Here is a 14309-nt window from a genome sequence, read left to right as displayed (position 1 = left end):
CTTTCGAAATATCGGGATTTGAAAGGCCCGATTGTGCCAAGCGGGCGGCCCCGCGGCAAACCCGAACGGCAGCTCCAGGATTCCTGAGAGTTTACGGGGGCTTCACACCCCACGGTTTAGCTTGCGCCACCATGCGAACCACAGCGCTCCTCCTGGCGGTGCTTTGCTTCGCCGCGCCGGCGCGCGCGGGCGACCTTGCCGTGTCTTTCGCCACCCCGCGCGGCCAGCCGATCACCGATGCGGTGGTGATGGTGCGGCCGGCCTCCGGCGCCGCCCGGGCGCGGGTCGCCGGCCCCTACCGGATGGCGCAGAAGGACATGGCGTTCGAGCCCTACGTGCTGATCGTGCCCGTCGGGGCCGAGGTGGCCTTCCCAAACCTGGATACGGTGCGCCACCACGTCTATTCGTTCTCGCCGGCCAAGCGCTTCGAGCTGAAGCTGTACGGCCGCGACCAGACCCGCTTCGTGCGGTTCGACAAGGCCGGCGTGGTCGGCATCGGCTGCAACATCCACGACAACATGAGCGCCTTCGTGCGCGTGGTGGACACGCCGTTCGCGGTGAAGACCACGGCCGACGGGGCGCTGCTGCGCGACCTGCCGCCCGGCCCGGCGCGCGTGGTGGTCTGGCATCCGCTCCTGAAAACCGCGGGCGGCGAGATCGCCCGCGACGTGACGATCCCCGCCTCCGGAGCGGTCCGCATCGCCTTCGCCGGCGAGCTGCGCAGCCCGCGGCTGCGCCACGGCGGCTACTAGCCATGCTGTTCCAGCGGCTCAGCACCAAGCTGACGGTGCTCTACGGCGCGCTCTTCGGGGCGGTGCTGCTGCTGGTCTCGGTGGCGGTGTTCACGGCCGTCGGCCAGGCGGCCCAGAAACAGGTCCACAATGAGCTCGCCGCCACGGGCGCGGTGTTCGACCAGGTCTGGCGGCTGCGCACGGAGCGCCTGCTCGAAGGCGCCGTCCTGCTGTCGCGCGACTTCGGGTTCCGCGAGGCGGTGGCCACCCATGACGAGGCGACCATCGTCTCGGCCATGCAGAACCTGTCGCGCCGGCTGGAGATCGACCGCGCCTTCATCGTCGGCGCCGACGGCAAGGTGATCGGCGCCAAGCTCTCCGCGGAGGAGGCCGGCGAGCTGCAGACAGCCTTCGCCAGCGGCGAGGACCCGGCGGGCGTCCTGATGCTGGACGACCGGCCCTACCAGGTGGTCAGCGCCCCGGTGCTGTCACCCGACCTGATCGGCTGGGTGGTGTTCGCCACCGAGCTGGACAGTTCGGAGATGGCGGCGCTGGAGCGGCTGGCGGCGATCCCGCTGCAGGCGGTGGTGCTGCACCGCGAAGCCCGCCACGGCTGGGAGGCCGACGGCCTGAAGAGCGCCAGCGACCAGGCCGTGGTGCGCCGGTTCATCGAGCGCATCCTGGCGGAGGGGCGCTCCACCCCGCAGGCGCTCGACCTGCGCGAGGGCCGCTCGCTCGCCCTGGTGAAGCGGCTGCCGACGCTGGACGCGGACGGCGGCGCGGTGCTGGTGCTGCGCTATCCGATGGGCCGCGCCATGGCGCCCTTCCGGCCGCTGCTGCTGATCGTGGCCGGCGCCGGGCTGCTGAGCCTGCTGGTGGTGGGGTGGGGCAGCTGGGCGCTCGCCCGCGGCGTCACCCGCCCGATCTCCGACCTCGGCCAGGCCGCCTACCGTCTGCAGCGGGGCGAGGACGCCCAGGTGGCGATCACCACCCACGACGAGCTCGGCCACCTGGCGCAGAGCTTCAACACCATGGCCACCGCGATCCGCGACCGCGAGCGGCGCATCACCCATCTGGCGCTGCACGACGAGGAGACCGGCCTGCCTAACCGGCTGACGCTGGAGCGGGTGGTCTCGAGCCTCTCCGACCGGCCGCAGGGCCAGGTCTATGTGGCCGCGCTCGGCATCCAGAGGTTCGAGCAGGTGCGCGGCGCCATCGGCTATGCGCTGGCCGCCCAGGCCGTGCGGATGATCGGCAACCGCCTGGCCGGCCTGGCACCGTCGTCCGGGGTGGCGCGCATCGCCACGGACGTGCTCGGCTTCACCATCATCGCCCAGGGGCCGGAGGCGGCCGAGGACGACGCGCTGCGGCTGATGGCGGAGCTGGAGCACCCGCTGAACGTCGGCCGCGGCGACGCCATCGACGTCTCGTTGAACCTCGGCCTTGCCCCGCTGGACCGCGCCGTCGGCACGGCCGGGGCCATCGAGTTCGCCAACATCGCCCTGGACCAGGCCCGCGCTTCACGGCGCAAGGTGTCGTTCTTCGATGCCGAGGCCTACGGCGACCCGGCCGCCAACCTCTCCCTGATGTCGAGCATGCTGGGCGCGCTGGCCGGCGGCCAGATGCACCTGCACTACCAGCCCAAGTTCGACCTGCGCCGCCGGGAGGTCACCGGCCTCGAGGCGCTGGCCCGCTGGCGTCACCCTGTGCGCGGCATGCTGGGCCCCGACCTCTTCGTCCCGATGGCGGAGGAGACCGGGCACGTGCGCGAGCTCACCGAATGGGTGCTGCGCCGGGCCATCGCCGACCAGAAGGCGCTGGCCGCCGCCGGCCACGAGCTGGAGGTGGCCGTCAACATCTCGGGCCGCACCCTGGGCGAGCCGGACTTCGCCGACGTCGCCCTGAAGCTCGCCCGCACCGCCAACGGCCGGCTGTGCTTCGAGATCACCGAGACGGCCGTCATCGAGAACCCGGACGTGGCGCTCGCCGCGCTCGACCGCTTCGCGGCCGCCGGCATCGCCGTCTCCATCGACGACTTCGGCACCGGCCTGTCGTCGCTGGCCTACCTGAAGCGGATCCGCGGCCATGAGCTGAAGATCGACAAGTCGATCGTCCACGGCGTCACCGAGAGCCAGCGCGACGCCCTGATCGTCCGCTCCACGGTGGACCTGGCCCACAGCCTGGGCCTGAAGGTCACCGCCGAAGGGGTGGAGACGGAGGCCTGCTTCGCCCTCCTGTCGGCCATGGGCTGCGACCGGGCGCAGGGCTACCTGATCGCCAAGCCCCTGCCGCTCAAGGAACTCTTGACCTTTCTCTCCCACGATCGCGGCCACCTGAAGAGCTACGGCTGACACAAGGAGAGGTCGTGGTGCGCAAGCGGCTCGCGGGCCTCGTGATCGCGGGCGGCCTCGCGGCCGCCGCGTCCGCGCGCGCCCAGGACGGGCCGTTCTCCGCCGACAGCTTCCAGGGGCTGGCGGACATCCGGCTGACGGCGGCCAGCGGCGAGCGGAGCTGGCTGGACCGCGGGTTCGGCAAAACCTCCGCCTCCGGCGACGAATTCGAGGCGAAGCTCTCCGAGGTGGCCGTCGAATGGAAGCCGCGCTTCAACTTCGCGCTCAGCGGCGTGGTCACCGCGCACCTGCAGCCGGACGTCGACCCGGCCCTCGACCTCTCCGAGGCCTATCTGAAGCTGCAGCTCCCGACCGCCGCCGGCCGGGTCTCGGCCCGCGCCGGGGTGTTCTGGCCGCCGATCTCCCTGGAGCACGACGGCGTCGCCTGGACCACGCCGCACACGCTCACCGCCTCGGCCATCAACAGCTGGGTCGGGGAGGAGGTGAAGGTCGCGGGCCTCGAGGCCACCTTCCGGCGCGAGTTCGCCGGCCACGAGCTGTCCGCCACCGCGGCGGTGTTCGGCTGGAACGACACCTCGGGGACCCTGCTCAGCTTCCGCGGCTGGGCGCTGCACGGCGTGAAGGCGGGCCCCAACACGGCGTTCCCGCTGCCGCCGCTGTCGGCCTTCATGCGGACCAAGCAGGCGCCGGTCACCGACCCCTTCTACGAGCTCGACTTGAAGGCCGGATATTACGGCCGACTGGAGTGGCGCCCGCCCGCCCCGGTGGTGATCGACGCGCTCTACTACGACAACGTCGGCGATCGCGTGGCCGTAGAGGCCAAGCAGTGGGCCTGGGAGACGCGGTTCCTGAACGTCGGCGCCCGCTGGGAGCCGGTGGAGGGCACGCGTATCCTCGCCCAGGCGCTGAACGGCGAGACCCTGATGGGCTTCCGCATGCCCGGTGGCATCTGGGTCGATATGGGGTTCGCTTCGGCCTACCTGATGGCGCAGCGGGACGTGGGCGAGCACACGCTGTCCGCGCGCATCGACTGGTTCGACACCCGGGACCGCACCTTCAGCGTCGCCGACAACAACGACGAGGAAGGCTGGGCCCTGACCGGCGCCTGGCGCCACCACCTGTCCGATCGCGCCAACCTGATCGTCGAGGCCCTGCACATCACGAGCAAGCGCCCCTCGCGCGTCCTGGCCGGCGAGGCGCCGAAGCAGGACCAGACGGTGCTGCAGACGGCGCTGCGCCTCAGCTTCTAGACGTCGAACTCCACGCCTTGCGCCAGCGGCAGGGTGCGGCCGTAGTTCACGGTGTTGGTGGCCCGGCGCATGTAAGCCTTCCAGCTGTCGGAGCCGGCCTCGCGGCCGCCGCCGGTCTCCTTCTCGCCGCCAAACGCGCCGCCGATCTCGGCGCCCGACGGGCCGATGTTGACGTTGGCGATGCCGCAGTCGGAGCCGGCCGCCGAGATGAACAGTTCGGTCTCGCGCACGTCATTGGAGAAGATCGACGACGACAGGCCCTGCGGCACGTCGTTCTGCCGTTCGATGGCCTCGCAGAGATCGGCGTAGCGCATGACGTAGAGGATGGGCGCGAACGTCTCGCGCTTCACGACATCGGCCTGGCCGTCCATCTCGACGAGCGCCGGGCGGACGTAGAAGGCGTCGGGCTGGCCCGGCACATGTATGCGCTCGCCGCCCGTCACGTGGCCTCCGGCGGCTCGCGCGTCGGCGAGGGCGCGCTGCATGGCCTCGAAGCTGGCCTCGTCGATGAGCGGCCCGATCAGCGTGCCGGCCTGGCGGGGATCTCCAACCGGCACCGAGCCGTAGGCGGCGCGCAGGCGGGGCAGGAAGCCATCGTAGAGGCTCTCGTGCAGGAACAGACGGCGCAGCGTCGTGCAGCGCTGGCCCGCCGTGCCCATGGCGGCGAAGGCGATGCCGCGCAACGCGAGGTCGAGGTCGGCGGTGGGGGCCACGATGGCGGCGTTGTTGCCGCCGAGCTCCAGCAGGGCGCGGGCGAAGCGCGCCGCCAGTCGGGGGGCCACCGCCCGGCCCATGGCGGTCGATCCGGTGGCGGAGACCAGCGGGACCTTCGGATGGTCCACGAGCCGCTCGCCGACCTCGCGTCCGCCGATGATCACGGCCGACAGGTTGTGGGGCGCGTCGCCGAACTTCGCGACCGCCCGCCCGAACAGCGCCTGGACGGCCAGCGCGGTGAGCGGCGTCTTCTCCGACGGCTTCCAGACCACCGGATCGCCGCAGACCAGGGCCAGGCAGGCGTTCCAGGACCAGACCGCCACGGGGAAGTTGAAGGCGCTGATCACGCCCACAACGCCCAGCGGGTGCCAGGTCTCCATCATCCGGTGCTCGGGCCGCTCGGTGGCCAGCGTCAGGCCGAACAGCTGGCGCGACAGGCCGACGGCGTAGTCGCAGATGTCTATCATCTCCTGCACTTCGCCGGCCGCCTCGGAGACGATCTTGCCGGCTTCCAGCGTGACGAGGCCCGCGAGGTCGGCCTTGGCCGCCCGCAGCTCCTCGCCGAACAGGCGCACCAGCTCGCCACGGCGGGGGGCGGGCACGCTGCGCCACGCTTTGTAGGCCTGGTGCGCGGCCTCGATGGCGGCGTCGACGGCCGCAGGCGCGGTGTCATGCACCTGCCCGATCGCCTCGCCGGTCACGGGCGAGCGCACTGTCCGCTCGCCGCCGGTGTAGAGGGCTGGGTCGACGCCCACGGCTTGCAGGAGCTGGGCGGCTTCGGCGGCGGCAGAGCCGACCTTCGTCTGAACGGTCATGGGGTTACTCGGCGGCGGCGCGGAGGGTGGCGTCTTCGGGGGCATAGAACCGGCCAAAGCGATTGGCGAGGAAGACGTCGAGCTCGATGTCCTCCTGTCGGATGAAGCCCTTCGACGGCAGCTTGCCATCGGCCAGCAGGTCGAGGACCGCGCAGATGGCGCCGGCGGTGGTGACCTGGATGGCGCTCTTCATCTGGCCGCCGACGCTCTGAGCGAAGACCTTGTTGACGTAGGTCTCCTGCATCAGCCGCCCGTCCTTCATGCCCGAGACGGTGACGAACACGATGACCACGTCCTGCAGGGTGGCCGGGACCGCGTTCTCCAGAATGTCCTTCAGGATATGCCGGCGGTTCCGGAGGTTCAGGTCGTTGAGCAGCGCCTTCATGATCGCCGCGTGGCCCGGATACCGGATGGTCCGGTAGTTGAGGTTGCGGACCTTCCCTTCCAGCGTCTGGCACAGCGTGCCCAGGCCGCCAGAGGTGTTGAAGGCCTCGTAGGTCACCCCGTCGAGGGAGAACTCCTGGCATTCCTCCAATGCCGGGACCTCGCGCAGCCGGCCGTTCACGATCGCCTCGCAGGGCTCGCAGTACTCGTTGATCACCCCGTCGGTCGACCAGGTGAGGTTGTAGTTCAGAGCATTCGACGGATAGCGCGGCAGGGCCCCGACCCGCAGGCAAACGTCGTGCAACTCGTCGAAGTGCTTGGCCAGCGCCCAGGCGGCGATGGTGATGAAGCCCGGCGCGAGGCCGCACTGCGGGATGAACGCGGTCGTCGCATCCTTGGCGAGCTCGCGCACCACTCGGCTGGAGGCGACGTCCTCGGTGAGGTCGAGGTAGTGGGCGCCGGCGCCCTTGGCGGCTTCGGCGACGGTGGTCGTGAGGTGGTAGGGCGCGCAGTTCACGACGGCGAAGCAACCTTGCAGCGTGTCCGCGAGCGCTCCGGGCGTCTCGATGGCGAGCGCCACGCGATCGGCCTTGGCGTGGGAGTTGAGGCCAGCCAGCGCCTCGCGCGAGCCGTCGATGACCACGACCTCGTAGTCGCCGGACCCCTCCAGCAGGTCCACGACGGTGGAGCCGATCTTGCCTGCGCCGACGACCGCGACCTTCTGCATCCGGACCTCCATCAATTGAGAAACAGACTCGGCCGTGGCCTTGCGCGTTTCAAGTGGCGCTTCGGCGATGTGTGCAGGTATCTTGGGCGCTCCGACGTAGAGAGTAAGCAGATGGACGATCTCGACCAGCATCTCCTAGGGAAGCTCCGGGAGAACGCCCGCGCCCCGGTGGCCGAGCTTGCCCGGGCGCTCGGGCTGTCGCGCACCACGGTGCAGAGCCGGCTGGCCAGGCTGGAGCGGTCGGGGATTATCGCCGGCTACGCCGTCAAGCTCTCGGAGAAGCACGAGGCGGCGCTGGTGCACGCCTACGTCATGCTCACCGTGGAGCCGAAGCAGGCGGCGGCGGTGACCGCAGCCCTGAAGCGGATGGCCGGCGTGCGCTGCCTGCAGTCCGTCAGCGGCCCGTTCGACATGATCGCCAATGTCGAGGCGCCCAGCGTCTCCGACATGGACGCGCTGATCGACGACATCGGAGCGGTGAAGGGCGTGGAGCGCACCAACTCCTCGATCGTGCTGTCGACCAAGTTCGACCGCTAGAGCCGGCCCTCCCGCAGGCCGTTGTGCACGTCGGTGGCGGCGATGGCCCCCTCGCCCTGGGCCACCGAGATCTGGTTGAGGCCGCGGACCACGTCACCGGCGGCGTAGAGGCCGGGCACCGAGGTCTCCTGGTGGTCGCCCACCACCAGCCGGCCGGTGGCGTCGTCCCGCTTCGCGCCGGCCTTGATGGCGAGCTGCACGCGCGGGCTGACGCCCAGGGCCGAGTAGATCACGTCGAACTGGCGGACCTGGTCGCCGAAGCACAGCGCGGTGATGCGGCGCTTCTCGACGGTGACGCTGTCGATCGGCGCCTCCACGACCTTGATCCCGGCCTTCTTCAGCTTTGCGCGCTCTTCGCCCGGGAGGGCGTCCGGCTGGCCGACGTGCACCAGGGTCACCTCTTTCGACCAGGTGGTGAGGAACCGCGCCTCCGCCGCGCCGTGGGCGTCGTGGCTGATCACCCCCACCCGCTGGCCGCTCACCTCGTAGCCGTCGCAGATCGGGCAGATGCGGATGAGGCCCTTGGCGACGCCCTCTTCCAGCCCCGATATGGGGAGCTCGTTGTCGAGCACGCCGGTGGCCAGGATCACCGCGCGGGCGTTCAGGGCGCCGACGGTGGTCCCCAGGGTGAAGCCGCAGTCGGTGCGCGCCACGTCCTCGACCCGCCCGCGCTCGATCGTGGCCCCGTAGCGCTGGGCCTGGCGGCGCATGCGCGAGAGCAGGGTCTTGCCGCGGATGCCGGCCGGGAAGCCGGGGTGGTTGTGGCTGGTGGGGATCCACTCGGCGCGGCTGGCGCCGGATTCCACCACGATGAAGTCGCGGCGGTAGCGCGCGAGGTAGATGGCGGCGGTCAGGCCCGCCGGACCTGCGCCGACGACGACGCAATCGTAAGTCTTCACACCCATGGCGGGCCGTGAACGCGCAAGGGCCGCCGGTGCTCCCTCATGTGAGGGTGTAGAGATAGGCGGCCATGTCACGCGCCTCCTTCTCGCCGATGCCCATGCGCGGCATGGCGCTCTGCGGGTCGACCTGGTGCGGGTCCTTCAGCCAGCGGACCAGGTTGTCCGGTGTGTTCTCCAGCCGGCCTGCGATGTAGCCGCGCCCGCCGAACTGGGTGAGCGGCGGGCCGACGGAGGCCTTGGCGCCGGAGATGCCCGGGATGGTGTGGCAGCTGCCGCACGGGCGCTTCTGGATCGCCGCGCGGCCGGCCTGCGGATCGCCGCCCGTCATGGCGACGACGCGGTCTTCCAGGCGCGAGCGGCGCTCGTGCTGCTCACCAAGCAACAGGCCGACGCCGACCGCGATCAGCGCCATGGCGACCAGCACGGGAAGGAAGCGCCTAGCCATGCCGCGCCTCCGAGCTCTCGCGCAGGTGTGGGGCGAGGATGGCGATGGCCACGACGGCGTGGAGCAGACCGCCCGGCACCCACATCAGGAGGCCGGCCAGCTGCTGGTCCTCGGCCGGCGAAAGGCCGAAGGCCGCAAGGCCAAGCGCGGCGTAGGGTCCGTACCAGGGGCTCTCCGACAGAGCCATGAAGGCGCCGAGCGCGCCGGTCACCATGGAGGTGAAGAACAGGCAGAAGGCCGACACCCACGGGCTGCGCCGCGGCCCCAGCATGGCCGACCAGAAGAAGAGGGCGGTGACGAAGAACGAGATGTGCTGGGCGGCGTGCCAGCCCTCGTGCTTCAGCGCCCGGTCGAACAGCGAGGGCAGGTGCCAGATCCAGATGGCGGCGGCCTGCAGCACGGTGGCGAGCAGCGGGTCGGTGAACAGCTTCCAGAGGCCGGCGCCGGCGCGGCTGCGGGGGATGGCGGCCAGGCCATGGCGGGCCGCGGGTGCGAAGGCCCAGAGCATCACGCCGAGCGGGCGGGACCACACGAACAGCGGGGCGGCGGCCAGCATCAGCAGCTCGTGCTCGATCATGTGGGCTGTGAAGGACCGCCCGCTGGCCGCGTGCAGCGGCGAGAGCGAGGCCACGGCGAGGCTGGCGAGCCCAAGGGCGAAGATCCGGCCCCGGCGATCGAGCTCGGCGCGGCCGTGGTCGGTGCGCCGGCGCAGGCGGATGAAGCCGGCGGCGTAGATCAGGGCGCCGAGCCCGAACGGGATGGCGATCCAGGGCTCGGGTCCCGCCCAGCCGGCGGCGCCGGTGGTGTGGGCGAAGGCGGCGCCGGGGAGGAGCGCCAGCACGAGCGCGAGCCGGATCACGGCGAGCACCCCGGCACGATGAAGCCGCTCAGGCCCTGCAGCAGGATGGCGAAGATGAAGAGGGCCGCCGCGCCGGTGCTGACCAAGCCCGAGAAGGTGTGGCCCTCGCGGCGGTCCGTGCTCTCCGGCGGCGCAGGCGCGGGCCGGGCGTTCCAGGAGATCCAGCCGCCAAGCGCCGCCACGGCGATGGCGAGCAGGGCCGTGCCGGCGGTGAGCAGCGGCCCGGCCGCGTCGCAGTTCCAGTAGACCGCGTGGGACACCTGGTTGTGGCCGAACCAGGCGACGGCGCCCAAGAAGGTCCCGGCCCACGCGGCATAGCCCGAACGGAGGTCGCGGCGCTTCATGGCGCCCACCTCGGCCCCCAGTAGACGAAGGCGTAGCAGACCACCCACCAGGCGACGATGAACAGCCAGTAGCCGGCGTTGTCGTCGGTGTCGCCGAACCGCTCGTTATCCACCTCGTGGGTGTGCAGGAACACGGCCAGGAAGAAGGTGTCGATGAAGTCGGTGATCAGGTGGACTGTGTGCATCAGCATCACAGCCCAGACGACGGAGCCGTAGGCGTCCTGGTCCCAGCGGGTGTTGAGGGAGGTGAACTCCACGCCGCGGAGCACGAGCAGGAGGGCGCCGAGCACGGTCATCACGATGACCCAGCGGCGCGTGGCGGAGAGGTCGCGCATGCGGGCGGCACGGGAGACGAAGGCGTTGGGGATCAGGCTGGCGAGCATCAGGACAAGGCTCGCCGTGCCCCAGACCAGGTTCGGCGCGGAGTCGGTCAGCGGCCACTGATCCACACCGTTCATCAGGTAGATGTAGGTGGCGATCATGAGGGCGAAGCCCGTGCCCTCGATCAGCATGAACCCGAGGCCCGCCCAGCCCCACAGGCCGTAGAGGCGGAAGGCGCCGGTCGGCAGGTCGGAGAGGTCGCCGACGATGGTGTAGGGAGTGCGCGGCGCGCGCGGCTTGGCGGCTGCGGTCTTGCGTGGGGCGGTCGCCGCCTTGGTCCTGGCCGGCGACTTGCGAGAGGCCGGCGTCTTGCTGGGCGTCTTCATGCCAGCGCCCCAGGCGGGGCCTGCTCGCGCTTCGCGCCGGTCTTCCGCGCATGCGACGGCCTTGGCCAGAACCAGCCGAGGATCGCCAGGACGAGCGGCGGGATCCCCCAGACCAGGAACCACTCGTTGAAGATCGACCCCAGGAAGACGAAGGTGAGCGCCACCGCGGTGACGAGCGGCCAGATGCTGGGCTCGGGCGACCCCTCCCGCGCCTCCGGCGTCGCGTCGACCACGCTGGTCAGCAGCACCTCGCGATGGTCAGCGGAGAGCCCGGTCATCACGGGCAGCTTGTCCTTCACCTTCCAGAGCGGCTCGCGGCCTTCCACCACCGGGGTGAAGCCGAAGTTGTAGCTCGGCGGCGGCGAGGTGGTGGCCCACTCCAGGCCGCCGCCGCCCCAGGGGTTTGCGCCCGCCGGCTGTCCGCGGCGGGCGGAGACGATCAGGTTCAGGAAGTAGACCGCGAAACCGGCGGCGAGCACGTAGGCGCCGAGGCTGGAGACCAGGTTCAGCCCGTCCCAGCCCATGCCCTCCGGATAGGTGTAGATCCGCCGAGGCATGCCCCACAGCCCCATGATGTGCATGGGAAAGAAGGCCACGTGGAAGCCCGCGAAGATCAGCCAGAAGCTGACCTTGCCCGCGGTCTCGTTGAGCATCCGTCCGACCGCCTTGGGGTACCAGTAGTGGATGGCCCCCAGCAGCGGGAACACCGCCCCGCCGATCAGCACGTAGTGGAAGTGGGCGACGACGAAGTAGGTGTCGTGCACCTGGGTGTCGAGCGGCACCGAGGCCAGCATCACCCCCGTCAGGCCGCCGAGCACGAAGGTGACGATGAAGCCGACGACGAACAGCATCGGCGTCGGGAAGCGCGGCTTGCCGTCCCACATCGTGGCGATCCAGCAGAAGATCTGCACGCCCGACGGGATGGCGATGGTCATGCTGGCGGCGGTGTAGAAGCTGTTGCCCAGGTGCGGCAGGCCCGTGGCGAACATGTGGTGCACCCACAGGCCGAACGCCAGGAAGCCGGTGGCGACCAGGGCCAGCACCATGACCGGGTAGCCGAACACCGGCCGCCGGCAGAAGGTCGAGGTGATCTCCGAGACGAAGCCGAGGGCCGGCAGGAAGATGATGTAGACCTCCGGGTGGCCAAAGAACCAGAACAGGTGCTGCCACAGCAGGGTCTGGCCGCCCTCGGCGTAGTTGTAGAAGTGGGTGCCGATCAGCCGGTCCGAAATCAGGAAGGTCGTCGACAGCATCACCGCCGGCATGGCGAAGATGACCATGAAGGCGGTCACCAGCGTGGACCAGCTGAACAGCGGCATGCGCCCGAGCGTCATGCCGGGCGCGCGCATCTTCAGGATGGTGGTCGCGGTCGAGACCGCCGCCGCAAGAGCGGCGACCTCGGTGAAGGTCACCATCTGCGCCCAGATGTCGGTGCGCTTGCCGGGCGAGAACTGCGGGCCCGACAGCGGCACGTAGGAGAACCAGCCAGTCTCCGGCCCCACGTCCATGGCGAAGGCCACCCAGATCAGGATGCCGCCGGCCAGGTAGACCCAGTAGGACAGCGCGTTCAGGCGCGGGAAGGCCATGGTCCTGGATCCCACCATCAGCGGGGTCAGGTAGAGGCTCATGGCCTCCATGATCGGCACGGCGAAGAGGAACATCATCGTCGTGCCGTGCATCGAGAAGATCTGGTTGTAGCGGTCCGGGTCGATCAGCCCGCTTTCCGGCCGCGAGAGCTGGGCGCGCATGGCCGCCGCCAGCAGGCCGCCCAGCACCAGGAACACCAGGCCGGTGACGATGTAGCGCTTGCCGATCGCCTGCGGGTCGACGGCGGTGAGGAAGCCCCAGACCCCCTTCGGATCGGACCAGGTCTTCTCCAGCCGCACGTGCTCCTCCGGCGGCGGGGCGGTGAGCGCCAGGTGGCCGTCGACCGGGGTCACTTCAGCGTCTCCAGGTAGGCGACCACCGCGTTCAGCTCGTCTGCGCTGAGCGGCACGCGCGGCATCTTGGTGCCGGGCTTGATCCCCTGCGGATCGGCGATCCAGGCCTGCAGGCTCCCGCGGTCGTTGGGCAGCGTCCCGGCCGCGATGTGCCTGCGGCTCTTCAGGTGGGTGAGGTCGGGGCCGGTCGTGCCGCCCGCGTCGGTGCCCTGGATTCGGTGGCACATCACGCAGGCCTTGGAATTGAACACCTGCTTGCCCGTGACCGCCCGGGCGTCGGTCGGGTTGGCGGCCGACGTGGTCTGGCGGCGCATCCAGGCCTCGAAGTCCTTCTGGGTGTCCACCCGGACGTCGAAAGCCATCTTGGCGTGCTGCAGGCCGCAGAACTCGGCGCACTGGCCCCGGAAGTCGCCGATCCGCCGCGGGGTGACCGCGATGTAGTTGATGCGCCCCGGGATCAGGTCCTCCTTGCCCGACAGGTTAGGCACCCAGAAGGAGTGGATGACGTCGTTGGCGCGCAGCTCGATTACCGCGGGCCGGCCGGCCGGCAGATGCAGTTCGTTGGCGGTCAGCACGTTCTCGCTGGGCAGGTCGCCCTCGTACTCGATCAGCCACCACCACTGGTTCCCGGTGACCTTGATCTTCAGCGGCCCGGGCCCCGCCTCTGCCAGGCTGCGGTCGACCAGGAAGCTGACGGTGGTCAGCACCACCAGGCCCGCGGCGATCAGGGCGGTCCAGCCGGTAAGGCTGCGGCGCAGCTGCGGGTCTGCGGGCGTCTCGCCGGTGATCGGATCGGGCGCTAGCCTGCCGGCGCCGCGCGCGCGCCACAGCGCCCAGGCAAGGAAGCCCAGCACCAGGACGTACATGACGCCGCAGACCACGAGCATGGTCTTCCACACCACGTCGATGTCGCGCGCCTGGTCCCCGGCCGGATCGAGCATCGTCTGGAAGCCGCTGCAGGCGCAAAGCGCCAGGGCCGCCAGGACGATCGCGACGGTCCGGATCACCGGGTGGTCCCGGAGGTCGCCGCCGCGGGATCGCCTTTCTGGGGCTCCTGCCGGTTCTGGTTGTTGATCGGACCGGTGGCGCGCATGGCCTCGGGACGGCTGGGCGCGGCTAGGCGGTCCACGTCGCCCGACAGCGACTTCACGTAGGCGGCGATCTCCCAGACCTGGGCCTCGGGGATCTTGTCCTTGAACGCCGGCATGCCGTTCGGCCTGCCCTGCACGATAGAGGCGTAGATCTGCTCCATCTCCCCGCCGTAGCGCCACTCGGCATCCATCAGCGGGGGCCCTATCCCACCGCCGCCGTTGAAGTGGCAGCCCACGCAGTTGAACCACATGTAGTAGGTCTGGCCGTTGGCGATGTGCTGGGCGTTGCCCGCGTACTCTTTCGCCCGCGGATCGCTAGGCATCGGCGCGGCCTGGCCGGCGTGGAGCTGGGTGAGGGTGAGCCCCTTCGGCCCGGTCTCGGCGGCAGGCTTGGGCTGCAGCGCGCGGTGCTCGCGGTTGCAGCCGCCGAGCGCCAGCGCCAGCACCAGCGCCGTCGTCCCAAGCGCCATTGCCCGCGGCTGGCCCATGCATCCTCCCAGCTTCTCAACTCA

At 70.5% G+C, this 14309-nt stretch carries 14 protein-coding genes; 4 read left to right on the top strand and 10 right to left on the bottom strand.

What is annotated here, in order from left to right; all coding sequences use genetic code 11:
• The first annotated feature begins 131 nt into the window (after positions 1–131).
• Genes VIL76_RS11205 through VIL76_RS11195 form a run of 3 tightly spaced genes read left to right on the top strand, consistent with a single transcriptional unit; the run spans position 132 to position 4332 of the window.
• Positions 132–752 carry a methylamine utilization protein gene (locus VIL76_RS11205; RefSeq protein WP_332045116.1) on the top strand — a complete coding sequence of 207 codons (621 nt, stop codon included), beginning with the start codon at positions 132–134 and terminating at the stop codon, positions 750–752.
• 2 nt (positions 753–754) lie between these two features.
• Positions 755–3082, top strand: a complete 2328-nt coding sequence (locus tag VIL76_RS11200) for a putative bifunctional diguanylate cyclase/phosphodiesterase (protein ID WP_332045115.1) — start codon at positions 755–757, stop codon at positions 3080–3082.
• 17 nt (positions 3083–3099) lie between these two features.
• Entirely contained in the window at positions 3100–4332 is a 1233-nt protein-coding gene (locus tag VIL76_RS11195) for a hypothetical protein (protein ID WP_332045114.1), read from the top strand.
• On the opposite strand, the gene VIL76_RS11190 is transcribed toward VIL76_RS11195, so the two are convergent.
• Both VIL76_RS11190 and VIL76_RS11185 read right to left on the bottom strand, forming a co-directional pair.
• Entirely contained in the window at positions 4329–5861 is a 1533-nt protein-coding gene (locus VIL76_RS11190; protein ID WP_332045113.1) for an aldehyde dehydrogenase family protein, read from the bottom strand. The genes VIL76_RS11195 and VIL76_RS11190 overlap by 4 nt on opposite strands.
• A gap of 4 nt (positions 5862–5865) precedes the next feature.
• Positions 5866–6972: a saccharopine dehydrogenase family protein gene (locus VIL76_RS11185; RefSeq protein ID WP_332045112.1), complete on the bottom strand. Its 1107-nt coding sequence runs from the start codon at positions 6970–6972 to the stop codon at positions 5866–5868.
• A gap of 111 nt (positions 6973–7083) precedes the next feature.
• On the opposite strand from VIL76_RS11185, the gene VIL76_RS11180 reads away from it, so the two are divergent.
• Positions 7084–7509 carry an Lrp/AsnC family transcriptional regulator gene (locus VIL76_RS11180; RefSeq protein WP_332045111.1) on the top strand — a complete coding sequence of 142 codons (426 nt, stop codon included), beginning with the start codon at positions 7084–7086 and terminating at the stop codon, positions 7507–7509.
• Here the strand turns inward: VIL76_RS11180 and VIL76_RS11175 are convergent.
• The 8 genes from VIL76_RS11175 to VIL76_RS11140 are packed head-to-tail and all read right to left on the bottom strand — an operon-like array spanning position 7506 to position 14285.
• Entirely contained in the window at positions 7506–8414 is a 909-nt protein-coding gene (locus tag VIL76_RS11175) for an NAD(P)/FAD-dependent oxidoreductase (RefSeq protein ID WP_332045110.1), read from the bottom strand. The two genes, VIL76_RS11180 and VIL76_RS11175, sit on opposite strands and share 4 nt — an antisense overlap.
• A gap of 37 nt (positions 8415–8451) precedes the next feature.
• Positions 8452–8856 (bottom strand): c-type cytochrome, encoded by a 405-nt coding sequence (locus VIL76_RS11170; protein WP_332045109.1) that lies wholly within the window; start codon positions 8854–8856, stop codon positions 8452–8454.
• Complete coding sequence (locus VIL76_RS11165) at positions 8849–9715, bottom strand: cytochrome c oxidase assembly protein (RefSeq protein WP_332045108.1); 867 nt, start codon at positions 9713–9715, stop codon at positions 8849–8851. Before VIL76_RS11165 ends, VIL76_RS11170 begins: the two co-directional genes overlap by 8 nt.
• The gene (locus tag VIL76_RS11160) at positions 9712–10059 is read right to left on the bottom strand and encodes a hypothetical protein (RefSeq protein WP_332045107.1); all 348 of its coding nucleotides are present in this window, start codon (positions 10057–10059) and stop codon (positions 9712–9714) included. Before VIL76_RS11160 ends, VIL76_RS11165 begins: the two co-directional genes overlap by 4 nt.
• Positions 10056–10766 (bottom strand): hypothetical protein, encoded by a 711-nt coding sequence (locus VIL76_RS11155; RefSeq protein ID WP_332045106.1) that lies wholly within the window; start codon positions 10764–10766, stop codon positions 10056–10058. Before VIL76_RS11155 ends, VIL76_RS11160 begins: the two co-directional genes overlap by 4 nt.
• Positions 10763–12706 (bottom strand): cytochrome c oxidase subunit I, encoded by a 1944-nt coding sequence (gene ctaD, locus VIL76_RS11150; RefSeq protein ID WP_332045105.1) that lies wholly within the window; start codon positions 12704–12706, stop codon positions 10763–10765. The genes VIL76_RS11155 and ctaD overlap by 4 nt, the downstream gene beginning before the upstream one ends.
• Positions 12703–13713 carry a cytochrome c oxidase subunit II gene (gene coxB / locus VIL76_RS11145; protein ID WP_332045104.1) on the bottom strand — a complete coding sequence of 337 codons (1011 nt, stop codon included), beginning with the start codon at positions 13711–13713 and terminating at the stop codon, positions 12703–12705. The genes ctaD and coxB overlap by 4 nt, the downstream gene beginning before the upstream one ends.
• Positions 13710–14285 (bottom strand): c-type cytochrome, encoded by a 576-nt coding sequence (locus tag VIL76_RS11140; protein WP_332045103.1) that lies wholly within the window; start codon positions 14283–14285, stop codon positions 13710–13712. Before VIL76_RS11140 ends, coxB begins: the two co-directional genes overlap by 4 nt.
• Positions 14286–14309 lie beyond the last annotated feature (24 nt).

This window comes from Phenylobacterium sp., assembly GCF_036563285.1.
Taxonomy (GTDB): domain Bacteria; phylum Pseudomonadota; class Alphaproteobacteria; order Caulobacterales; family Caulobacteraceae; genus Phenylobacterium.
Note: the sequence above shows the minus strand (reverse complement) of the source record. Positions and strands in the feature narration are given on the sequence as shown.

Bases quoted from the DNA above. Each gene is read 5' to 3' on its own strand.
- VIL76_RS11205 (WP_332045116.1), top strand. From the start codon at position 132: ATGCGAACCACAGCGCTCCTCCTGGCGGTGCTTTGCTTCGCCGCGCCG.
- VIL76_RS11200 (WP_332045115.1), top strand. From the start codon at position 755: ATGCTGTTCCAGCGGCTCAGCACCAAGCTGACGGTGCTCTACGGCGCG.
- VIL76_RS11190 (WP_332045113.1), bottom strand. From the start codon at position 5,861: ATGACCGTTCAGACGAAGGTCGGCTCTGCCGCCGCCGAAGCCGCCCAG.
- VIL76_RS11185 (WP_332045112.1), bottom strand. From the start codon at position 6,972: ATGCAGAAGGTCGCGGTCGTCGGCGCAGGCAAGATCGGCTCCACCGTC.
- VIL76_RS11180 (WP_332045111.1), top strand. From the start codon at position 7,084: ATGGACGATCTCGACCAGCATCTCCTAGGGAAGCTCCGGGAGAACGCC.
- VIL76_RS11175 (WP_332045110.1), bottom strand. From the start codon at position 8,414: ATGGGTGTGAAGACTTACGATTGCGTCGTCGTCGGCGCAGGTCCGGCG.
- VIL76_RS11170 (WP_332045109.1), bottom strand. From the start codon at position 8,856: ATGGCTAGGCGCTTCCTTCCCGTGCTGGTCGCCATGGCGCTGATCGCG.
- VIL76_RS11160 (WP_332045107.1), bottom strand. From the start codon at position 10,059: ATGAAGCGCCGCGACCTCCGTTCGGGCTATGCCGCGTGGGCCGGGACC.
- VIL76_RS11155 (WP_332045106.1), bottom strand. From the start codon at position 10,766: ATGAAGACGCCCAGCAAGACGCCGGCCTCTCGCAAGTCGCCGGCCAGG.
- VIL76_RS11140 (WP_332045103.1), bottom strand. From the start codon at position 14,285: ATGGGCCAGCCGCGGGCAATGGCGCTTGGGACGACGGCGCTGGTGCTG.